Source organism: Pseudomonas sp. NBRC 111123 (assembly GCF_001320205.1).
GTDB lineage: Bacteria > Pseudomonadota > Gammaproteobacteria > Pseudomonadales > Pseudomonadaceae > Aquipseudomonas > Aquipseudomonas putida_J.
This window is the reverse complement of the sequence record NZ_BCAZ01000012.1, coordinates 50,262-72,682: the sequence shown is the minus strand read 5'-3', so window position 1 is coordinate 72,682 and position 22,421 is coordinate 50,262. Positions and strand designations below refer to the sequence as shown.

The following is a 22,421-nucleotide window of genomic DNA, read 5'->3' as shown; positions in this document are numbered from 1 at the left end:
ACGGCTGTTTGAGAAAATTGAACGCTATTACCAATTTGCGCGATACTGCCGCGCTCACCGGTAGATGACCAACGAAACTTCCTAAGCAAGGCTTTAGTGGTACTAAACGATGCGACGGCAACTCAATGGCCAGATGTTCGTCTGGCTGCATGTCTTTTCCTGTGCGGCGCGGCACCTGTCGTTCACCCGCTGCGCCGAAGAACTGCACATTACCCCGGGCGCGGTCAGCCAGCAGATGCGTCAGCTCGAAGAACGCCTGGGCTACAAACTGTTCCTGCGTCGGGCGCGGGGGGTCGAACTGAGCGCCGAGGGCCAGCGCCTGGCACAGGCCGTGACCGAGGCCTATGGCAGCATCGAGGCCGAACTGCTGCGCCTGGATGCCGGGGAAATTCGCGGCACCTTGCGTTTGCGTTCAATTCCTTCGTTCCTGGCCAAGTGGCTCACTCCGCGGCTGCCGCGCTTCCAGCAGCGCTACCCGGACATCGCGCTGCGCCTGGTCGCCGAAGACAGCGCCCAGGCCTTGCACCCTGGCGACTTCGACCTGGCCATCGACCTCAACGACGGCAGTTACCCCGGCATGCTGTCGACCCCGTTGCTGGACGAACAGATCTTCCCGGTCTGTTCACCCGCGCTGCTGCGGGGCCGCCCGCCGCTGCATGGTCCGGCCGACCTGGCTCACTACCCGCTGCTGCATGACATCACCGCCTGGCGCGGCAGTTCGGAATACGCGGAGTGGGAGTTCTACCTGGAGGGTATCGGCGCCACCGGGCTGGATGTGCGCCGAGGGCATACCTTCAACCGTAACCACCTGACCATCGAAGCGGCGATCGCGGGCATCGGCGTGGCCATTGCGCGGCGCACACTGCTCAATGACGAGCTTGAACGCGGCGCCTTGATCGTGCCCTTCGGCCACCCCATCGCCAATCACAAACGTTACATGGTGCATTACCCGCCAGGCGGCCTGAACCAGCCCGGCGCCCGTGCGGTGCATGACTGGTTGGTAGAAGAAGCACAAAGCTTTCGCACCTTGCACCCACTGGCGCTACCGGCCTGATCATTCGGCGGCAATGTGCTTGATGTCGAAGTTGAACGACGGCACATAGCCGGTACCGAGCAGGTGCGGGCATTGCGAGGGCTTGTAGTCATCGCTGAGCAAGTCCTGCGTGCTGTCATAGCCCGGCATCGAAATCCCGGTCATGTTCAGCACCGTATGCGGCAGCGAGGCGATGCTGACCTGCTGGTCCTCCCTGGTCTTCAACTTCTGCAATTTGCCCGATTGCTCAGCTGACAGGTTGCCGCTTGACCAGATAAACGCCGAGGTCGACAGGTCATATTCATTGCCCATGCCATGGCCCAGCAGTTGCCGGCTGTCATCCAGCAGGTTCTCGCCATGGTCCGATGAGTAGACCAGCAGCGCTTTCTTCTGGCTGGCCGTCAGTTGCTGCATGATCGTGGACAGCAGCCAGTCGGTATACAAAACCGAATTGTCGTAATCGGCCGTGATCCGGTCTTTCTGGCTGCTGCTGGCAGGCTTGAACTGGGCAAAGTCACTGGGGTAACGCCGCGCGTATTGGAAGTGGCTGCCCTTGATATGAATGAATATTGCCTGCCGGCGCCCATTGGCCTTGCCCAGAACGCTCTGCAAGGCCGGCATCAGCGCACCGTCATAGCTGCGCTCCAGATACTGGCGGTATTGCGCTTCTGCGGCGATCTGCGGAATGATGCCGCCAAAGCTGTCTACCTCCTGTGAAGACAGCCAGTAAGTGTCGTATCCAGCCGCGCGCAGTATCCCTACCAGCGATTTGTTCGAGGCGATCAAGTCCCAGTCACGGATGGGTTCCAGGCTGAGCAGCGAAGGCACGGCAACCGATGTATAGGGCGCGGTGGTGCACATGCGGTTGAACTTGAACAGCCCCGGCTGCTGGTCGAGATGGGGCGTGGTTCGGTTGTGGTAACCGTACAGCGACCAGTTGTGCGGGCGCGAAGATTCGCCGATGACGAACACCAGTGTCTGGATGTCGGCCTGGTCGGAGATGCTGGTGATCTTCACCTCCGATTCCAGGCGCTGCTTGATGTATCCCTTGGACTCAACATACAAGGTGGCCGTCAGGCCGATCTGCGACAGGTAACCAACCGGCGTGCTCTGGTCTTTCGCCACCAGATCGAGCACGGCACCTTTACTCAACGAATTGACCTTCACGGTCTTGTAGAAGTACGCCCCATAACCCAGCAGCAGGCCGCTGAGCGCCAGCGCAAAAATGGCCTTGTTGCGGTACAGGCGACGCCCGTGCAACCCGGCCAAACCCACCCCATAGCACACTGCGAAAACGGCCAGGATGCCAGCGATCGAGCGCCAGTAGGTGGCGAGAAAGTCGGTCGCTTCCTTGTAGTTGGTCAAGGCGATGAACAGGTAGGCCGCCGTCAGGCGCGAACCAAAGTTCAGCACCAGGAACAGGTCGATGCTCGCCAGCAGATAGAAGGGCAACAGCAGCAGATGCACCTTGAACTGATTGGCGGATGCGAAACGGATTGCCAGCAGCCACAAAAACGAAATGGCAAAGGTGTATAAAACCAGCAAGTCGATCTTCGCGCATTGGCAGTCCGCCAACAGCCTGGCGAACAGCGGCGAAAACAGAAACGCCCACAGCACCAGCGAGGGCCACTCGGCTTTCAACAGTCTGGCGGCACCTGCCCCTCCCGCTGACAAGATGCTCATGCCCCCTCCCCCTGTACACCACGCTGGATTCCGGCGTCAGTAAGCCTGCTTGCCGGTGAAGGCATTGATCGTGCGCACCAGGATCACGAAGTCGAGCCACAATGACCAGTTGTTGATGTACTCGATGTCCGAATTGACCCGCTGGATCATCTGCTCGATGTCCTTGGTTTCACCCCGGTACCCGCGCACTTGCGCCAGGCCCGTCATGCCGGGCTTGATGTTGTGGCGGGCGAAGTAGTCGACGATGTCCTGTGAATACAGCGTGTCATGCTGCAGGGCATGGGGGCGAGGGCCGACCAGCGACATGTCGCCGGTCAGTACGTTGAACAGTTGCGGCAATTCATCGAGGCTGGTGCGCCGAATGAATGCCCCGACACGGGTCAGCCTCGGGTCATTGCGCTGCGCCTGCGCGACCACGCCGTTTTCCGGCTGATGCACATGCATGCTGCGGAATTTCCAGATACGGAACGACTCCCCGGTCCAGCCTGTGCGGTCCTGGCGGAAGAACACCGGCCCCGGGCTGTCGAGCTTGATGATCAGCGCGACCGTCAGCAACACCGGCGATGCGCACAGCAGGATGAGCGCGGCCAGTACGCGGTCCTCAAGGTTTTTCAGGAACAGGCTGGTGCCGGTCAGTGGCGTTTCCGACAAGGTCAGCACCGGAATCCCGGCAATCTCACGCACGCTATGGTTGATCAGGCGCAGCGAGAAGATGTCCGGCACCCAGTTGACCGCGATGCACTTGTCGAGCAGCTTGAGGTAGACATCCTGGATGACTGCCGACCCCCCAAGAGGGGTTACCAGGTACACCGTGCGAATACCATGTTGGGCAATGATATCGTCCAGGTCGGCAATGCTGCCCAACACTGGCAGGCGCTGCTTGTTATCTAGCGCCTCGCGCCCCTGGTCCTCTTCCTGATCGACCCAGATGCAGCCCATCACCCGCTCGCCGAACCACGGGTTGTTGCTGATCTTCTGGTACAGGAAGTTGGCCAGGTCGCCATTGCCGATGATCAAGGCATTATCCAGCCGCGCATGGGCCGTGAAGCGCTTCTGCAACTCGCGCATGGCCACGTGCAGGAACAACTGGACGAAATAGCCAATGACAAACAGTTGAACGACCAACAGCCGTGAGTAGGTTTCGCTCTGCTTGGTCAGGAAGGCGATGACCACCAGGAAACAGAATGTTGCCGACCAGGCCTTGAACAGCCTGAAGGCCTTTACCGAAAGCCCTACGTTGCTGCGGTAGATGGCGTAGTGGTCATAAATGACCGCCAGTGCGCCGATCAGCAGCAGGAGCATGATCACGTAGTCCGAAGTGATGTAACCAAACTGGTCGTAGATCAGGTACCACGCCACACTGGTGACGGCAATCCCATCAAGGCCTGCTTGAACGGCGTTACTGACGCTGCTTCTTCGCTGGAGCAACGACCGACTGCTGCGGGGTTCGAACACCATCGTAAGGCCTCACTGATCTGTGTGTATGGCACATGCCTGACCATCACAACGAAGCGATGGAAACTCACCTCAGGTACCTGAAAAACCTTTGAAATTTTGCTGCCGGGCGCGCGGCTATAGACTGATATCACTGTAGCAGTACCCGGGGGGTTGCTGCGGCGCAGATCGACCACTCCGACAGACTGCGTTCAGCTTCGCCACTACAGCCGATGCGCAGGCGCCCTGGCATAGAGCAGCGCCCGCAACAGGAACAACGGATTACCAAGCACATAGCGCGTAAACAGCCGCTTGGGTTCTTTGAGCAACCTGAAAATCCACTCACCGTTCAGTCGCCGCACCCAATGGGGCGCTCGCGTTACCTTGCCACCCAGAAAATCCACAATGGCCCCGCCGCACACGATCAGGCAGGGGTAGCCGAGCGTCGCCAGCCGGGCAGCCACCTGTTCCTGCTTGGGCATCCCCATGCCCAACACGATCAACGCTGGCTGTTGTTGCTGGGCGAGACCCAGGTAAGTATCGACCTGGGCAAAACCATCGTGCCGTGACACCACGTGCACGCCATACCGCGCTTCGCAGCGCTGAGCGGCCTCGGACAGGAACGGCTCCCGCGTCCCCCAGAACGCCACGCGCCTGCCATTGAAGGCCGCCAGCACCTTGGGGATGAAATCCGTGCCGTTCATGTTGAGCCCAGGCGCCAGCCCCAGGCGCCGCAGCAATATCGCCATGCCGGCCCCATCGCGCAGCAGCACGTCAGCTGACGCCAGTGCCTGGCAGTAATCAGCCTTGCCGGCGACCAGGTTCATGGCATGGGCGTTGACGAAGCCCAGCACCGTTGGCTGCTGTGCTGAACATAGCGACGCAAGCAACTGTTGCTCGCCTGCGGCATCCTCGACCAGGTGCAGTTTGCCCATGATCGTCTTCCAGCGTTGCAGCCAGGCCCAGGCACCCATCAGCTGTCATCCCGTTTTGAACGCACCCAGTCCACCTGGCGCTTGAGTAGGAACCCCAGGTACAGGGGGATTTTCCTGGCCGCATAGAACGGCGCGTACATCAGTACCGAAAACGGCATCACCTCCCGTGCAAAACGTGCCCACGCCAGCAAGACTGCAGTGCCCAACAAGCCCAACGCCAGCGTGGCAAGCAATGCAGGCAACAGCAGCCCAAATAGTCCGAACGCCAGCCAGGTGACCACGAAAAGCACCGTCAGCAGCAATGACAGCAAGGCCAGCGGGGGCACCAGCAGGTCCATGGCCATGCCCAACAGCGGCCAGTTACCTCGCGCCAGCGCATGCCCGACAAGCTTCGGGCCTTCCGCCAGCACCACCCCCAGGTGCCCATGTTCCCAGCGCTTGCGCTGGATGCTCAGGCCTTCCTGGCTGGTGGGGAAATGACTGTTGACGACAGCTTCCGGGCAGAACAGCGGCGGTTTGCCGAGCGCGGCACACTCCAGCCCCAGCTTCAGGTCTTCAACCAGATGCCCGGTGGCCAGGTTGACGGCCGACAAGTCTTGCCAGGTAAATGCCATGCCCGCTCCCATCAACTGGCAGGGCAAGCCGGCACGGGCCCAACCACGCGGGCGGACCAGGTTCTTTACCCGCCAGGCAAAGGCGGCGACCTGCACTTTCAACCCCGCGCCAGCAGGTGCATGCATCAGGTACAGCGCTTGTGCCGGCCGGCCGTTGTCGACACAACAGCGTGCCAGTTGCTCAAGCGCATCCGCGCCAACCTGGCAGTCTGCGTCGATGATGATCAGTACATCCGGTGGCGACTGGCGCAGATGCTGCACCCCGAAGTCCAATGCGTAACCCTTGCCGCGGCGCTGTTGATCCTGGCGCTCGACCACTTGTGCGCCTGCCGCGCGGGCCAGGCTTGCGGTCTGGTCCGTGCAGTTGTCGGCTACCACCAGCAGTTGGTCGCCTTCACGCAATTGCGGCCTGATGCTGGCGAGCGTGGAGGCAATCAGCGTTGCCTCGTTGTGCGCGGGCACCAGCACGGCAACCCGCGCACGCTTGCCTTGCCGGGTAACCCGCACAGGCGCAGGCAGGCAGGCCAGTACTACCTGGGTGAACAACAGCAGTGCCGGCAACAGCAGCAGTAGCGCCGCCAGCACCAGCAACCCGCCCAACAGGGTCAGCATGTCGGCTCCTTGAAATGGCTGACCAACCTGGCCGCTTCAGTATCGATGTCGTGGCGCTTGAGTACGCGCTGGTAAGCCGCCTCGCCCATGCGATGCAACACTTCTGCAGGTTGCTGCAGGCAGTCGAGCATGGCCTCGGCCAACGCTTCGACCGAACCTGCCGGGAACAACCAGCCGTTCTCGCCCTCGCGCACCAGTTCGGGAATGCCTGCCACGTAGGTGGTAAGCACCGGGCGGCGCAGCGCCATGGCCTCCATGATGACCACCGGCAAGCCTTCGGCAAAACTGGGCAATACCAGTGCGCGCGCGGCAAGGATTTCGTCGCGCACCTGCGCGCTGCTGATCCAGCCGGTGATGCGTACCTGCGCCTGCAAGCCGTGCCGGGCGATCAACGCCTCGATCGGGCCACGCAATTCGCCATCGCCTGCCAACACCAACTCAAAGGCCACGCCCCGGCTCGCCAGGGCTTGCGCGGCCTCGATCAACAGCAACTGGCCTTTCTGTTCACACAAACGCCCCACACAGACCAGCCGGGGCGCGCCCGCCAGGGCCAGTGCAGCCCCTTCGTGGAAACTGCGTTCCAGGCCACAGTGCACCACCTTCACCTTTTCCCAGTGCTCATGTGCCACCCAGCGGTACAACTGGCTGCGCCCGAAGGAGCTGACAGCGGCAACGAACGCGGCCCCGCGCACCTTTTCGCCAAGGTGCAGAAGCTGCGCCTTGTCGAACTCTTCCGGCCCATGCACGGTGAAACTGTAGGTGGGCCCGCCCAGCGCGTTGGCCAGCATGACCACCTCTGTCGAGTTGGTACCAAAATGCGCGTGCACGTGCTCGGCAGCAGATGCCTGCAACCACTGCACCACCCGGCACGCTTCGGCCAGGTAGACCAGGTGGTAGGGCCATGGGCGATCGGCACGCCAACCTAGGCGAAGCGCCAGGCGCAGGGCTGCAAGAAACGCTTTGGGGCGTGCCCGAATCACCTCGACCAGGGGCTTGAGCAAGCCCCTCACCCCCTCCTGCAGCACATAGCGAGTCTTGCCCCGCTCTGCCAGGTCTTCGGCGTCGTGCAGTTCGGCGTCCCAGCCACGCAAGGCGATGCGTTGTACCTCCACGCCCTGACGCTCCAGCGCCAATATTTCGCGGCGGATGAAACTGTGACTGACCTTGGGATACTGATTGATGAAATAAGCAATGCGCATAGTGCCCCGAATCTGAGTCCATTTACTGAATGGCCAGGTCTGCCGTGCTCTGCTGCACAGAGCTGGCAGCCAGGGCGGCCTGTATCTGGCCAAACACGTCATCCAGCAACGCGTGGCGCCTGCGATACATCGCCCGTTTCTTGGCCGCGACTTCCTCTACCGCGCGCTGCGCAGGTGCCAAAGGGATGGTGAAAAAATCCTCGCGCTCCGAGGGAGCAGCACCGTTTTCCTGCCAGATCACATCGTAGTTGGCGGCCAGGTCCTGGTGCTTGTCAGCGCCAAAATAAGGATGGCGATGGTGGCGATATTCATCCCCCACCGCATAGATGCGCTCGGCCCCCAGGGTTCTGGCCACGCATTTGATCGCCTCGATCAACAGGCTTCTGGGGCGCAGGCCTTCGAAGTCCTTGGTCAGGTCGCGGTAGATCGTCAGCGAGGTCTCGCTGTCCACGCCTTTGTGAATGCCTTGCACTGCGCCGATGTACAGGCACAGGCCCGCTGCTTCGCGGCACAGGGTGAACGCGAGCGAGGCCACGCGCAGCTCGCCCTGGAACAGGTTGATCACCAGCTCCCCTTCGCGCTTGAACCAGATAGGCCGATCGAGCACCAGGCTGCAGCCGCTGGAGTACGCCGACAGGTTGCACAGCAGCCGATGTTCGTCACGCTGCAACAGCAGCAGCGGGGCACAGTGAGCAGCGACCACTTCATAGTGCGACGCCACCGCTTCGAGCCGCTGAGGGGCACTCCAGCTCTTGCTGATATACGGCCACTGCACGACGCCGATGCAGTCCACGCCCAACCGTTCGAAGCGGTCTTTGCCAAGCGCCTGTGACATGCGCTTGGCGAATGCCTGCAAGCCAGGCCACTCGCGGGCCATCGATACCGTCAACTTGAACTTGTTGTTGAGCGCGCGCAGCGAATAGCCGGGCTGCAAGATGAGCACACTCTTGGCTAACGATCTGAACGTCATCGACATGTCATTTGTACTCGATCAGCAGCGCCTTGCCGGCCGCGTACCTGTTAAGAAGGAACTTCGCCTGGCCGAGCATTTCGGGAAACTTGCCCAGCACCAGGAACACCGCCTGCCACCAGTTTTCCCGCGTCGAACGCCCGCCCCGGCGGGCCAGGCGCACGATCTGCAGCGGATAGACCAGCAACAACCACAGCCCCCAACCGCCCGACAGCAGGCTCACGACCAGGATCGCCAGTGGCAGTTGCAGGCCCCATAACCAGGCGCGCCGAGATTCACGCAACCAATGGCGCTCCGGCGCCAGCCCATGCAGGTAGGCGCCCTCGGCATAGGCATAGCCGGCTCGTAGACTGCGCCGCCACCATTGCCCGAAACGGGTCATGGCGGCATCGTGCAGGGTCATCTCATCGGCCAGGCGCCAGACCTTCCAGCCAGCCGCGCGCAAGCGCACGCACAGCTCCGGCTCTTCACCGGCAATCAGTTCCGGGCGAAACCCGGACACCGCCATGAAGGCATCGACACGCATCAGTGCATCGCCCCCGCAGGCCTTGGTTTCCCCCACCGGTGTGTCCCATTCCAGGTCGCACAGCAGGTTGTATACCGAGCGCTGCGGGAAGCGCTCGCGGCGCCGCCCACACACCACCGCCACGTCCGGGTGCTGGTCGAGAAACGCCTGGGCCTTGCCCAGCCAGCCGGCATCGACTTCACAATCACCGTCGACGAACTGCACATGGCGTATACACGGCACGATGCCTTGCAGGCAGGCAAAACCCTCGTTACGGGCCCGCGCCGCGGTAAAAGGTTGCGTCATGTCCAGCGCCACCACTTCGACGCCAAGCCGTCGCGCCAGCTGCACCGAACCGTCGGAGGAGCCGGAATCCACGTACACCAACTGGTCCGCCCGCCCCACCAGTGACAACAGGCAGCGCTCCAGGCGCTGGCCTTCATTGCGGCCGATCACCACCACTCCAATGCCTGTCACCATGGGCTTCACTCGTCAGCTGCGGGCTGGGTCACGTGTACTGCATGGCATCGCTGTGCTTGCGCGACTTGATCGTCGCGGGCACCCCCACTGCCAGGGAGTTGTCCGGCACATCGGTCAACACCACCGCGTTCGAGCCTATCGCAACGTTGTTACCGATGCGTATATTGCCCAGCACCTTGGCCCCGGCGCCGATATCCACGTTGTTGCCGAACACCGGTGCGATGGGTTCGTCGACGTTCTTCAGGCCAACCACCACACCGTTGCGGATCCGGCAGTCATCGCCAAAACGCGCATAGCCACTGATGACGATGCCGCCGAAGTGGTCGATGACGAAATTGCGGCCAATCACGACCTCGCAGGGCAGCTCGACCCCGGTGATGATCTGCACGAACTTGAATAGCACCTTGTAGACGAAGGAACACACTTTGCGCAGCAAGGCCGGACGTACGCCATAGCGCCAACGGCCGAAGCGGTAGACCAGCAGCACCCAGAACCCTTGGGCACCCCAATCACCACCGTGAGCACGCAAGTCTGCGCGGATGTTGTCGAACATGGTTTCACCTACCGTGTGGGTTGGCTGGCAAACTGGGTCTTGAACAGCAGGGACCACGTGACGCGGGTATGTTTCCAGCACGCCTTGATCGCAGCCAGGCCGCGGCCTTTGAGCATTGCCTTGAGCGCCAGTACCAGGTCACCCAGGCTCACCAGCAGCATATGCAAGGCCAGGCCTGCCACGCCGTGGTGCTTGCGGAAATACAACAGCTCGCTCTCGATCTGATAACCGGATATCTGCCGGCTCGCGGCTTCCAGTTCGGCCACCGACTTGGAGCTTTCACCGCCGATGTGCACCACCGTGGTGTCAGGGAAATACACCACTTTCCAGCCGGCCGCCTTCACCCGCTTGCAGTGGTCCACCTCCTCGTAATAAAGAAAGTAACGCGGGTCGAACAGCCCCACCTGGTCGAGCACTTCACGGCGCACCAGGTAGAAGCAGCCGGGCAGCCAGTCACACTCACGCACCGAAGCATGGTCCCAGTCCATTTCATCGACCATTTTCAGGCCCGGGAAGAAACGCCCGAGCCCGGTGCGCGAGACGAATACGTTCAAGGGTGTCGGGAAATAGCGGCAACTCGGTTGCAGATCGCCGTCACGGCCCACCAGGCGCACGCCAAGAATGCCGCACTCCGGGTGTGCGTCCATGTAGTCGACGGTTTTCTGCAGGCTGTCGGCAGCCACGAAGGCATCGGTGTTGAGCAGCAGCGCGTACTTGCCCTGCAGGTGCGCCAGCAGTTGATTGTTGGCGCGGCCGAAGCCGACATTGAGCGTGTTGCTCAGCAGCAAGGCTTCAGGGCAGACCTTGCCCAGGCGCTCCACCGAGTCGTCAACCGACGCATTGTCCACCACCAGGTAGCTGGCCAGGGCTTCCCCGCCGGCGGCGCGCAGTGCGTCGAACATCGGCTGCAGCAACGAGGCGGTGTTGAAGTTGACCACCATCACATCGACAGGCTTTTTATCCATTGCTGCCGTCCCCGAAGAAATAGCGACGCCTGTGCATCGCCAAGGTTGGCTCCAGCGTTGGGTCGAATGAGCCTGAGCGCTGCTTGATCAGGTCTATCCAGGGGTAGGTCTCGCAACGTTCCTCGACCCGTTTGATCAGGTCCTGCGTGGTGCAGATGAACTTGGCCGGGTTGCCCCCGACCACTGTGCCCGGTGGCACGTCCTTGGTCACCACGGCGCCGGCTGCCACCACCGAATCAGGCCCGATGGTCACGCGTGGCATGATGATTGCGCCGTGGCCGACGAAGCTGTTGTCCCTGACATCGATGACACCGACCGAGTCCAGTTTCTTGCCATAGCAGAGCTCGATCAGCGCCACCACGCCGTCATGGCCCAGCAACGTACAATCGGACAAGCCGACGTTATTGCCGATGCGCACCAGCGCCCGGTCGGTGACGTTGCAACCGACATTCATGTGAAAGTTGCTGCCTACGGAATAGAACCCGCCCCATCGGCACTGGTATTCGCCCCACTGCCTGGGTGTGGGGTTGCAAAGCTTCTTGTAGGCCGCAACACCTCGTCCGGTCGTATTGGCATAATGCGCCACTGCATTGCGTATCCATCCAAACATACGGCATGCCTCGCAAATCAAGCGATCCTGGACTGTCCCTGAGGCGAACAAGGTCTCGTTCTTGTAGGTGCTGACCCTGTTGCACTCAACCCTTGCACATCGCTACTTCAGTTCAACGGTTTCAAGCCGCCGCCCCCGTTGCCGAGCGCATCTTCTCGTTGAGGTGGTCGGCCAGCCTCAAGGCGAACTGCAGCAATGGCATTGTCGGGTTCGAAGCCCCGCCGGTGGCGAAGACACTGCTGCCGGCGACATAGAGGTTTTCGGTGCCAAACACCTTGCAGTTGATATCGACCACCCCGTCCTTTGCCGTGGCCGCCATCCGCGTGGTGCCCATGTGATGCGCGTGGGGTGACATCTTCAGCGGCAGGCTGGTGTCGTAGACGAAGTCGTTGAGCTTGACGAAACCCAGGCCCGTCTCGGCGAACTGCTTGGCCAGTTCACTGCCGATGCACTTGATGGTGTGCCGGTCGTTGTCGCTCAGCACCCAGTTGACGTTGACCTTGGCCACCCCCAGTTCGTCCTGCTCGTCCAACAGCGAGATACGGCTATGAACGTTGGGAAACTGCTCGATCAGCGTGCTGATCACGCCATCGCCTGGGCAGCTGAACTTGGCCACGAACTCGATCTTGCTGGCCACACCCATGTCACACGCCAGGTTTTCCAGAAAGCGCTTCACCTCGGCCGTACGGCCATAGGTCTGCACGTCGGCCAGCACAGACGCCAGGACGTTGCCCTTGCCTGCCCGGTACTCGGCGACAAAGGCATCGGTGGTGAAATACTGGCGCGGCTCGGTATCTTCACCGCTGCGCAGGATGAACGTACCCATGTCGATGTTCAGGTGTTCCATGAAGCAGCGGCCGACCAGCCCGTCCTTGCTCACCACGCCTGCCTGCGCCAGGGACTTGCTGTTGAGCAGTTGCCTGGCGTTTTCGATGGCGCCCATGGCGAGGATGTAGTTGCGCGCAGTAACAGGCCGGCGCTTGCCGTCGTAGTCGGACACCTGCACAGCCTTCAATTGGCCAGCGGCCTGATCGCACAGCAGGTCGACGCAGTTGCAGTTGATGAACACATCCAGCCCTGGCGTCTCGTCAAGCGCCGTGGCGTACTTCTGCGCAAAGCGCGTTGGTGTGCTTAGCAGGAAACGGTCGGCATCGAAATCGCCACCGTTCAGGCCGGCATTCATGGCGCGAAATTCCGCGCCCTGGGGCAGGTCGACGATCTCCATGGCGGCCGGCAGATAGCGCTCGACTTCAGCGTATGTAATCGGCCAACCGGGCATGTCCACCGGGGGCGGAACGGCAAAATCCGAAGCGGTGAAGGGGCGGCAGCGACCGGCCCAGTGATTGGACGTACCGCCCAGGTAGCGCAAGCGGTCTTCGGCGGGAAACAGCTCAAGGCCCGTGGAGGTGCACTTGTAAAGCCCCTGCGAACGCGGTGTGTACTCACGCCCGCCGCCTTCGAGCAACGCCACGCTCCACCCGGCCCCGGCCAGGCGCAATGCCAGCGTGATGCCCGCGGGGCCTGCGCCGATGATGCAGAAGTCGTAAGCGTCACGCAGGCTTTTGTCAGTGTCGTAGTCCTTGATCATGAGCGTCCGTCCTGGAAGTAGCCAACCGGCAAGACCCAGCCATTGATGACGACGAAGCCACCCTTTGGCTCAGGCTTGCGCGCTGCATTGGCGCTGACACCAAACACGGCCGCGCCGGCACTCAACAAGACACAATTGCGAATAAAGCCTCTGCGCCCCAGCAACGGCGTACAAAACTGCAGCGTCCCCATGATCACAGCCCCATACCATTGATTTTCTTATGCCCCGCTCTCTGCTGCGGGCCTTGTCGGGCGACCATCAGGGTCAATCGAAAAAGCGCGTCAACAGAGAGGCACTGAGTGCCCCTATCGCAATCATAGGCATAACCAGCGCCACGCGCCTGCACTGGAAGATTCGCATCGCCACGACTTCAATCGACTGCATGACTTCAATCTCTGACCGAATGGCTAGAAGTCACTATAGTTTCATTTAGCCACGATGCTAGCCTCCATCCAGTCCACCGAGGGATAGGTGCCTACAACCCATGCCTGAACACTTAAGAGCCCTGGTCGTCATTCTGCTTGTGGCCAGTGTGGTTTTCTTCATGGCCCGGCGTCCGGCAACGGACCTGATCCCCCTGACGGACTTCAAGCGACGCCGCAACCTGTGGTTTGCCCTGACCCTGGTGGCATTCATTGCCCACAGCTTCTGGCTGTATGCCGGCGCCGCCACGGTCATCCTGCTGGTCGCCCAGCGCCGCGAGCACAACCCGCTGGCGCTGTTCTTCCTGTTGCTGTTCCTGATCCCGCCAGCCATGACCGAAGTGCCTGGCTTTGGCGTGATCAACTACCTGTTCGACATCAACCACCAGCGCGTCCTGACCCTGTGCGTGCTGCTTCCAGCGGCATTGGTGCTGAGCAAGCAAAGCGCAAGCATTCGCTTCGGCCGCCTGCTGCCCGACAAACTGCTGCTGGCCAGCCTGGTGCTGACCAGCGCGCTAGCCCTGCGCGAGACCACGGTCACCGACACGCTGCGCCAAGTGCTGAGCCTGTATATCGATGTGTTCCTGCCCTACTACGTGGCCAGCCGTGGCTTGCGTGAGCTCAGCGACTTCAAGGACGCCCTGCTGGCGTTCGTCATCGCAGGCTTCCTCCTGGCGCTGCTCGGGGTTGCCGAGTATGTACGTCACTGGCTGCTGTACAACGCCCTGATCGATGCCCTGGGCCTGCAATGGGACATGAAAGCCTACCTGAGCCGGGGTGGCTCGTTGCGTGCCAGCGTCACCACCGGCCAGGCCATCGTGCTCGGCTATGTGATGGCCGTGGCCATGGGCTTATTCCTGTTCGTGCAGCACTTCGTGCAGAAACCAGCCCATCGCTATCTGGGCGCCCTGCTACTGGCCGCCGGGCTGTTCGCGCCGCTTTCACGCGGCCCGTGGATAGGCGCAGGCGTGATCGTGGTGGTGTTCATCGCCCTGGGCAGGCACGCCGTGTCGCGCCTGGCGCTGCTGGCACTGGCCGGGGTACTGGCCATACCGTTGCTGAGCGTCATCCCCGGTGGCGACAAGGTGCTCGACCTGCTGCCCTTCATCGGCAAGGTGGACACCGAGAACATCACGTACCGCCAACGCCTGCTCGACAATTCGTGGATCGTCATCCAGCGCAACCCGCTGTTCGGCTCGTTCGATTACCGCAGCACCCCGGAAATGCAATCGATGATCCAGGGCGAAGGCATCATCGACATCGTCAACACCTACGTCGGCCTGGCCTTGCGCGTCGGCCTGGTGGGGCTGGGGCTATTCCTGGGCTTTTTCGCCTGCATCGTGCTGGGTATCCGCAAGGCGATGCGCCCGTTCACCGATGATGCCGAGCCGCGCCGGCTGCTGGGGCGGGTATTGCTGGCGACCTTGCTGGGGATCCTGGTAACCATTTTCACCGTCAGCAGCATCACGGTCATCCCGATCGTGTACTGGTCGATTGCCGGGCTCAGCGTCGCCTACATAGAAATGTTGCGCCGACAGGCCGCAACCGAGACCAGCCAGGTGACCACCGTCAACCTTCAACCGAGGTAGTCAGATGCCCAGCCTTGCCCTGTGTACATGGACCCGCACATCGTTACTCGTCGGTCTGCTGGCATTGCCCATCAGCGGCTGGGCGTCAGACTGGATCGTGCGTGTGGACGAACAGAACGGTTTGCCCACCCTGACCCACGGCGGTGGCCCGGCTTTCGTGCCCAGCTTCGATTTCTGGGGCGCGAACTGGGGCTGGACGGGGTTCTATCCAGCGCTCAAGGTCGAAGGGCCCTACCGCTACACGGTGACCGGCAGCAACAAGGACCTGGACTTCGACCTGAAGGCCGACATCCAGAAGCCCCAGGCGCAAACCCTCACCTGGGACTTCGACCTGCAGGCGCACAGCAGGCAGAGTGGCGTGATGGGCGGCGGCATCGTCTGGCGCTTCGACCCCACGCTGATCGCCGGGGAAATGGGCGACCCCGTGCTGTTACCGGAAAACCGCGGCTGGGCGTGGGGCAAGAACCCCAAAGGGCCGCATGTCGAAATGCGCTTCGACCCACCGCTGGCCAAGGTCTATTTCGAACGGGGCAACACCGACCAGGTACGCACCTTCTTCTACACCGACCCGATCAAGCCCGGGCAACAGCAGATCAAGGCGCAGCTGAGCGTGACCGGCGATATCACCATCGGCCAGACCGCCACTGAACGCTTTGGCATCACCGACCCCGCGTCCTGGCCAGATGACCAGCTCGACTGGCGCACCTCACCGGTTGACCTGTCGTTCCTCAACGCCGCGGAAAAACCGGCCGGCAAGCGCGGTTTCGTCAAGGCCGATGGCGAACAGCTGGTGTTCGCTGACGGCACACCGGTGCGCTTCTGGGGCACCAACATGGCGGCCTACTCGCTGTTCCGCACGCCCGACGAGGAAATCAAGCAACAGGCCAAGCGCTTGTCGGCCCTGGGCTTCAACCTCGTACGCCTGCACCACCACGACTCCCCTTGGGTGACACCCAACGTCTTCGGTGACTTGCAGCAGCTCAAGGATACCCAGCAGCTCAGTGACGAGTCGCTGAAGAAGATCGACCTGTGGATCAAGAGCCTCAAGGACGAAGGCATCTACGTGTGGCTCGACCTGCATGTGTCACGCCCGCTCACCGCAGCGGACAACATCTATGGCTTCGACGAGCTGCCCAAGGAGCACTCGGTCGCCAGCCTCAAGGGCTACCTGTTCGTCAACGTCACCATGCAGCAAGCGATGAAGCGCTTTGCCGAGCAGTACCTGACCCACGTCAACAGCTACACCGGGCTCGCCTACAAGGACGACCCGGCAATTGCCGCAGTGCTGATCACCAACGAGAACGACGTCACCCACCACTTCGGCAATGCGCTGCTGCCCGACAAGAATGTCCCCAAGCACAACCGCCTCTACATGGATCAGGCCAAAGCCTTCGCCGAGCGCCACGACTTGCCGGCGGACAAGACCTGGCGCGCCTGGGAGCACGGCCCCTCGAAGCTGTTTCTCAACGACCTGGAGCAGCGCTTCTACGCCGACATGATCAGCTACCTGCGCACCCTCGGGGTCAAGGTGCCGATCGCCACCACCAGCACCTGGGGCCTCAACGGCCTGTCCTCGCTACCAGCACTGACCGCTGGCGACGTGGTCGACGCGCACAGCTACGGTGGGCTCGGCCAGCTGGAGAAGAACCCGCTGAGCAGCGACGGCATGATCCACTGGCTGGGTGCGGCCCAGGTGCTGGGCAAGCCGATGACCGTCACCGAATGGAACGCCGAACCCTTCCCCTTGCCTGATCGCCATTCACTGCCGCTTTACGTGGCCGGCACCGGCAGCCATCAGGGTTGGGACGCGATCATGCAATACGCCTACAGCCAGCAAGCGTTTTATGAACAGTGGCGCCGGGCCGACAACTGGAACGCCTACAACGACCCGGGGCTGATCGCCACCCTCCCCGCGGCCGCCCTGCTCTATCGGCGCCAGGACGTGCACCCGGCCAAGACCCGCTACGTTTTCGCGCCCACTGCAGCCACCCTGTTCAACCAGGAGATCTCCCCGGCCAACTCGGTGATGCTGCGCACGGCCATGGAGAAAGGCCGCCTGCAGATCGCCATGCCGCAAACCCCGGAGTTGCCATGGTTGCAAGCCGGCGCACTACCTGCAGATGCGCAGGTACTGAAAGACCCTGGTCAGTCGCTGATCGATAGCGATGCCAGTGAGGCGGTAACCGACACCGGCGAGCTGCGGCACAACTGGCAACAGGGCCTGTACACCATCGATACACCCATGACGCAGGCGGCAACCGGATGGTTGGGCGGCCAGTCGCTCAACGTGGGTGACATCCAGCTCCAGCTGAAAACCGCCTACGCCAGCGTCGTGGTGCAGAGCCTGGACGCCAAACCGCTCACCCAGTCACGCAGCCTGCTGATTTCGCTGGGCAGCCGCGCCGTGCCCAGGCCCGACGACGTAACGCCGTTCCATGTCGAACCCCTGCAAGGCAGCCTGAGCATCAAGGCACCGGCGGGCCTGAAACTCTACAGCCGCAGCAGCGACGGCCAGGAAAAAAACCTGCCGGCGAGCTACAAGGATGGGCGTTATCTGATCACCTTCGATGGCCAGCACATGGCCAACTGGCTGTTCTTGAAATAGGGCATATCGCCATCTACAGTCATTGAAGCCCTGTATTCCAGGCATTCGACGCTGCGTCTGTTCCAGGAGGATTGGATGAAGTACTTGGTTGTCGGTGGTGCAGGTTATATCGGCTCACATATGGTCAAGCACCTGCTGCGTGCCGGCCATGAGGTGGTGGTGGCGGACCTTGAGGCGCCGGCACCCGGCATCGAATGGGTATGCCTGGACATCGCCGACGGCCACGCGCTCGACGCTTTGTTCAGCGATTATCACTTCGACGCGGTGTTCCATTTCGCGTCGTTCATCCAGGTCGGTGAGTCGGTGGTCGACCCCGACAAGTACTACCTGAACAACGTCTGCGCGACCCTGAGCCTGCTCGAGGCCATGGTACGGGCAGGTATCAAGCGGCTGATCTTCTCGTCAAGTGCCGCCGTGTATGGCGACCCTCAGTATGTGCCCATCGACGAGCAACACCCGAAGCTGCCGATCAACCCCTACGGGCGCAGCAAGTGGATGGTTGAACAGATGCTCCAGGACTTCGACCAGGCATATGGCCTGCGCTCGGTAAGCTTGCGTTACTTCAACGCGGCAGGCGCCGACCCGGAGGGTGAACTGGGCGAATGCCATGAGCCGGAAACCCACTTGATTCCGCTGATTCTGCAGGCGGCCTCCGGGCGACGCGAAGCCGTGACCGTGTTCGGCCATGACTACGACACCCCGGATGGCACCTGCATACGTGACTATATCCACGTTGCCGACCTGGCTTCGGCGCACGCGCTGGCGGTCGAGTACCTGCTGAGCGACGGTGCAACCGTATCCTTCAACCTGGGCAACGGGCTGGGCTTTTCGGTGCAGGAAGTGATCGAGACGGCGCGCACGGTGACTGGCCGGCAGATCGCTGTCAACGAAGCGCCGCGCCGCGCCGGGGACCCGCCTCGGCTCGTGGCGGATGCTGAGAAAGCCAGGGCAGTGCTGGGCTGGCAGCCCGTGTTCAGTGCACTGGCTGAGATCGTCAGTCACGCGTGGGCGTGGGAGCAGAAATACCCCTGGAAGTAACAGCCAACCCCTTCGCGCCAGCTCGACGCGAAGGGGCCAACCCTCAGTAATAGGTCCGCGGTTGCTCATCCGCCTTGTTCAGTACCGCCCCAACCAGATTCGACGAGGCCAGGTGATACAGGCAATCTTCGATGTCTTTCTTGCTGTTCATGCCATTGGCCACCACCAGCAGCACGCAGTCGAACTTCGGCAGCACGGTGATCGCGTCATCCGAACTCAGCAGCGGCGGCAAGTCGAAAATGCAGATCCGAGAGTCATAACGGTCGCGCAGGTCGGTGATCAGGTTGCTGACCTTGGGTGACGACAGCACCTCGGTAGACATCGGTACCGGCTCGCGCGTCGGCAGCACCACAAAACGAGGCAGCGTCGGGTTGACCAGCGCCTCTTCGAGCCAGGCCTTGCCATTGAGCACGTCGTTCAGCGCTTTCTCCATCGGCAGGCCGAGGCTGCTACCCACCCGTGGGCGGCGCAGGTCGAAGTCCACCAGCAAGGCCGTCTTGTTGGTGTGGTGGGCGATGCTCATGGCCAGGTTGACGGCCAGCACCGTCTTGCCCGCCTCGGGTGTTGGCGAGGTGATTGCCAGCGTGCGCCAGCCATTGTCCTCCATGGCCTGCAACACCTGAGTGCGCAGCAGGTCGATCGCCCCGCTCATGTTCGAGTTCTTGTTGAAGGAAACGATCCGGTTACGCTCCAGGAGCTCCGCATTCAGCGGCACCACCCTGGTCTGTACATAATCGAACTGGCCGAGCTCCCCGGGCTTTTCCATGACCGAAGGCACCTGCGCCGTCTCGGAGGTGGCAGGCGAAACCTGGTGAATGTTCTTACCAATAGCCGGCGTAATTCTGTCCATCGCTGCGCTCCCTATTCAAACCGAGCCATCGCTTTGTAAAGCAGGAGGTCCAACGGCATGTAGACCACATGGACGACCACCAACAGGATAGCAACCAGCAGCAAACCGGCACCGATCATCATCGACAGCAGCTTCTTGCGCCTGGCCTTGTCCGCCTTGGTCGAGATATACGGCACCGCCACCAGCACGCGCCTGCCCAGCACGCTTTCCAGCGCCCCGACCCCGCGCACGCGCTGATTGAGCATTTCCAGCAGCATCACCAGGCCACCGCCAGCGGCCGGGGCCAGCACCAGGCCGAGGGCGACAATTTTCTTGCGGTTGGGTTTGACCGGTTTTTCCGGCATCAGCGGTGGCTCCAGCAACACGAAGCGCTCGGCCTTGTTTTCCTGCTCGAGGCTTTCGGTGATCTTCGCGCCCATTTCCTTGTTGCGGATTTCTTCGTACTTCTTGCGCGCGTTGTCGTGATCGCGCATCAGCGTCACCAGGCCGCGTTCAACTTGCGGTGCTTCGAGGATATCGGCCTCGTAGCCTTCCATCTTGGTGGTCAGCTGGCGCTTCTGCTCGGCCAGCGATGCGATGCGCGACTGCGCCGCAGCCATCTTGGTGCGCACCCTGGCGGCATCCAGGTTCAGTGCCCCGGCGGCGGCGATGCCCTGGTCGCCCGAAGCCTTGAGCACGTCGATCTTGCGTTTGATTGCCACCACATCCGGGTGCGCTTCGGTGTACTTGGTCAGCAGGCGTGCATACTCCGCCTTCAGCCCTGGCAGGTCTTGCGGATCAGGGGCTACGGCCCTGCCATTGGCGCCCTGGGCCGGGGCGCCGGAGTTGGCCGCTGCAAGTTCCAGCTCCAGGTAGCGCAGTTCTTCCTGCGCGGCCTTGTAGTCGCGGTCCACTTCGCGGTATTCCAGTTCGGAACGCGACAACATGCTCATGCGCAGTTGCTGGTTCTCGGGCAAGGCATTGGAATGGGTCTGCTTGAAGTCTGCCAGCTGATTTTCCAGGTCGGCCAGCTCGGCGCCGAGCTTGTTGGCTTCCTGAGTGAGGAATTCGGTGGTTTCGGTGGCACGCTCGGTACGCTGCTTCATGTTCTCGTTGAGGAACAGCGACACCAGTTCATCGGCCACTTCCTTGGCCACGTCCGCGCGTTTGTCTTCGTAGGAGACGGTGAAAGCCACGGTGGCCTCTCCGCGCCCTTTGACAAAGGTGCTGAGCGTGGCCACCACGATGGCGCTGCGCATCTGCTCGATCTTGTCGGTTTCGCTGAGGCGGCTGCCGCGGTCGGCAAACAGGCTGTACTTGTCGATGATCCGCAGCAGGTTCTCGCGGGTCATCACCCGCTGGCGGATGACCTCGATACGCTCGTCGGCAAAACTGTTGTTGCCGGCCGAGACCAGGTCCGGGGAAATCTGCTGCGATTCCACCAGAATGGTCCCGGTCGATTGATAGATCGGTGGCACGCTGATTGCCACCCCCACGGTCGCCGCCAGCACGACCACTATGACAACCCCCAACAGCAAGGCACGGTCCTTGATGATGGCGATGTAATCTTTGATAGAAAGCTCGTACTCAGATTTCATAGTGGCCACCAATCCGATGTTCAGATGTCGGGGTATCTATACGTCAGCGTCAAACCAGCGATGGTAGCGTCGGCATCGGGCAGGCCATCCTGTTCACGCTTCTTGTACAGCAACGAGAAACGCAGGTCCCAGGCTGGCGAAAAGGCCCGGCTGGCCCAGACGCTGTAAGTCTGCAGGGTGTTGGGGTTCTGCCCTTTGCTGTCCTGCCACCAGGCATCGGCGCCGACCCGGGTGGTTTCAGTGACCAGGTAGCTCCAGCCGGCACGTACCGTGTCCATCTCGGCAGCGCCGCCCTGGGCGTTGGACATCGTGCTGCGGTCGGCACTGAGGTTGGCCTCGGTACGCGAGCCACGGTAGGTCAGCGATGCACCGCCTTCACCACGGCGCTGGGTACCGGCACCGTTGGTCTGGTTGACACCAACATGCATGTCGCCGACCAAGCTGTCAGAGAACTGGTACTTGACGCCAATACTGGGGACATAGCTGTTGGTGGCGATTGCCGTAGTGCCGCTGTCCGGCTCGTATCGCCGGGCCTCGAAACGGGTAATGATGTCGGTGCGCTCGCTCCAGGCGTACGTCCAGTTGAAGTCGTTGGCGTACTCGTCATAACCGGTCAGCGAGCTGATGTCGTAGCTGGCATGGGAATAGCGAAGTTCGTTGGCCAAGGTGCTGCGCTCGGTCACCGCGCTGCTCCAGTTGCCCGAGAGCCTGGACATCTTCTGCGTGCCGTCGGTGGTGGTCACCACGCCGGTATCCTGCACCGCGCCGGAGAGCGTCGAGCTTTCATCGTATTGCGCCAGCAGGCCAAAGCCGCCGCTTTCGGTTTCGCGCTGCCAGCCTAGCCTGAGGTTGGGGTCTTCACGGTCATCCATCACCGAGCGGTCGGATGAGCGCAGCACATGCATGCCTACGCCCATGCGCAACTGGTCGCGATCGAACTGACCTACCAGGGTGTAATCAGGCGCAATGATGGTACGCGTCACACCTTTCTCCTTGGACGTCAGGAGCAATGGGTTGCTGTCGTACTCGACAGTCGTGGGAACTTCGACTGAAGACTGCCAGCTAGCGGCATCAACCACCCCAGAGAACGGCATCATCATGATTGCCGTTACAACACTCGTCGTTTTATTGATAGGCACAAGTCGTTCTTAGTTATTAG

At 61.7% G+C, this 22,421-nt stretch carries 19 protein-coding genes; 4 read left to right on the top strand and 15 right to left on the bottom strand.

Going from position 1 to position 22,421, the window contains the following annotated elements; genetic code table 11:
• Positions 1–109: 109 nt before the first annotated feature.
• Complete coding sequence (locus tag APH27_RS08950; protein WP_027916647.1) at positions 110–1,054, top strand: LysR substrate-binding domain-containing protein; 945 nt, start codon at positions 110–112, stop codon at positions 1,052–1,054.
• Here the strand turns inward: APH27_RS08950 and APH27_RS08945 are convergent, their stop codons facing one another.
• From APH27_RS08945 to APH27_RS25775, 12 genes are all read right to left on the bottom strand, one after another.
• Positions 1,055–2,716, bottom strand: a complete 1,662-nt coding sequence (locus APH27_RS08945) for a phosphoethanolamine transferase (protein ID WP_060484598.1) — start codon at positions 2,714–2,716, stop codon at positions 1,055–1,057.
• A 36-nt stretch (positions 2,717–2,752) separates the two neighbouring features.
• Positions 2,753–4,174: an undecaprenyl-phosphate glucose phosphotransferase gene (locus tag APH27_RS08940; RefSeq protein ID WP_027916649.1), complete on the bottom strand. Its 1,422-nt coding sequence runs from the start codon at positions 4,172–4,174 to the stop codon at positions 2,753–2,755.
• 200 nt (positions 4,175–4,374) lie between these two features.
• On the bottom strand, positions 4,375–5,124 hold the full coding sequence (locus tag APH27_RS08935; protein ID WP_060484597.1) for a WecB/TagA/CpsF family glycosyltransferase: 750 nt from the start codon (positions 5,122–5,124) through the stop codon (positions 4,375–4,377).
• Positions 5,124–6,311 carry a glycosyltransferase family 2 protein gene (locus tag APH27_RS08930; RefSeq protein ID WP_060484596.1) on the bottom strand — a complete coding sequence of 396 codons (1,188 nt, stop codon included), beginning with the start codon at positions 6,309–6,311 and terminating at the stop codon, positions 5,124–5,126. The genes APH27_RS08935 and APH27_RS08930 overlap by 1 nt, the downstream gene beginning before the upstream one ends.
• Complete coding sequence (locus APH27_RS08925) at positions 6,305–7,510, bottom strand: glycosyltransferase (RefSeq protein WP_060484595.1); 1,206 nt, start codon at positions 7,508–7,510, stop codon at positions 6,305–6,307. Before APH27_RS08925 ends, APH27_RS08930 begins: the two co-directional genes overlap by 7 nt.
• Before the next feature lie 22 nt (positions 7,511–7,532).
• Complete coding sequence (locus APH27_RS08920) at positions 7,533–8,480, bottom strand: VirK/YbjX family protein (protein ID WP_060484617.1); 948 nt, start codon at positions 8,478–8,480, stop codon at positions 7,533–7,535.
• A gap of 7 nt (positions 8,481–8,487) precedes the next feature.
• Positions 8,488–9,465 (bottom strand): glycosyltransferase family 2 protein, encoded by a 978-nt coding sequence (locus tag APH27_RS08915; protein ID WP_027916653.1) that lies wholly within the window; start codon positions 9,463–9,465, stop codon positions 8,488–8,490.
• Positions 9,466–9,493: 28 nt separating this feature from the next.
• The gene (locus APH27_RS08910; RefSeq protein ID WP_027916654.1) at positions 9,494–10,018 is read right to left on the bottom strand and encodes a serine O-acetyltransferase; all 525 of its coding nucleotides are present in this window, start codon (positions 10,016–10,018) and stop codon (positions 9,494–9,496) included.
• Between the two features lie 8 nt (positions 10,019–10,026).
• Positions 10,027–10,983, bottom strand: a complete 957-nt coding sequence (locus tag APH27_RS08905; protein ID WP_060484594.1) for a glycosyltransferase family 2 protein — start codon at positions 10,981–10,983, stop codon at positions 10,027–10,029.
• A complete protein-coding gene (locus APH27_RS08900; protein ID WP_060484593.1) occupies positions 10,976–11,593 on the bottom strand; it encodes an acyltransferase in 618 nt (205 codons plus the stop codon). The genes APH27_RS08905 and APH27_RS08900 overlap by 8 nt, the downstream gene beginning before the upstream one ends.
• A 121-nt stretch (positions 11,594–11,714) precedes the next feature.
• Entirely contained in the window at positions 11,715–13,181 is a 1,467-nt protein-coding gene (locus APH27_RS08895; RefSeq protein WP_060484592.1) for an FAD-dependent oxidoreductase, read from the bottom strand.
• Positions 13,178–13,372, bottom strand: a complete 195-nt coding sequence (locus tag APH27_RS25775; protein ID WP_027916658.1) for a hypothetical protein — start codon at positions 13,370–13,372, stop codon at positions 13,178–13,180. The genes APH27_RS08895 and APH27_RS25775 overlap by 4 nt, the downstream gene beginning before the upstream one ends.
• A gap of 293 nt (positions 13,373–13,665) precedes the next feature.
• Between APH27_RS25775 and APH27_RS08890 the strand changes: the two genes are divergently transcribed.
• The 3 genes from APH27_RS08890 (at position 13,666) to galE (ending at position 18,835) form a co-directional block, all read left to right on the top strand.
• Positions 13,666–15,192, top strand: coding sequence for an O-antigen ligase family protein (locus APH27_RS08890; protein WP_060484591.1), 1,527 nt, complete (start codon positions 13,666–13,668; stop codon positions 15,190–15,192).
• A gap of 4 nt (positions 15,193–15,196) precedes the next feature.
• Positions 15,197–17,797, top strand: coding sequence for a cellulase family glycosylhydrolase (locus APH27_RS08885; RefSeq protein ID WP_060484590.1), 2,601 nt, complete (start codon positions 15,197–15,199; stop codon positions 17,795–17,797).
• Positions 17,798–17,872: 75 nt separating this feature from the next.
• Positions 17,873–18,835 carry a UDP-glucose 4-epimerase GalE gene (galE, locus tag APH27_RS08880; RefSeq protein WP_060484589.1) on the top strand — a complete coding sequence of 321 codons (963 nt, stop codon included), beginning with the start codon at positions 17,873–17,875 and terminating at the stop codon, positions 18,833–18,835.
• A gap of 43 nt (positions 18,836–18,878) precedes the next feature.
• Here the strand turns inward: galE and APH27_RS08875 are convergent, their stop codons facing one another.
• Genes APH27_RS08875 through APH27_RS08865 form a run of 3 tightly spaced genes read right to left on the bottom strand, consistent with a single transcriptional unit; the run spans position 18,879 to position 22,356 of the window.
• Positions 18,879–19,685 (bottom strand): CpsD/CapB family tyrosine-protein kinase, encoded by an 807-nt coding sequence (locus APH27_RS08875; RefSeq protein ID WP_027916662.1) that lies wholly within the window; start codon positions 19,683–19,685, stop codon positions 18,879–18,881.
• An 11-nt stretch (positions 19,686–19,696) separates the two neighbouring features.
• Positions 19,697–21,262 (bottom strand): Wzz/FepE/Etk N-terminal domain-containing protein, encoded by a 1,566-nt coding sequence (locus APH27_RS08870; protein WP_060484588.1) that lies wholly within the window; start codon positions 21,260–21,262, stop codon positions 19,697–19,699.
• Between the two features lie 20 nt (positions 21,263–21,282).
• Positions 21,283–22,356, bottom strand: coding sequence for a hypothetical protein (locus APH27_RS08865; protein ID WP_082435069.1), 1,074 nt, complete (start codon positions 22,354–22,356; stop codon positions 21,283–21,285).
• Between the last annotated feature and the right edge of the window lie 65 nt (positions 22,357–22,421).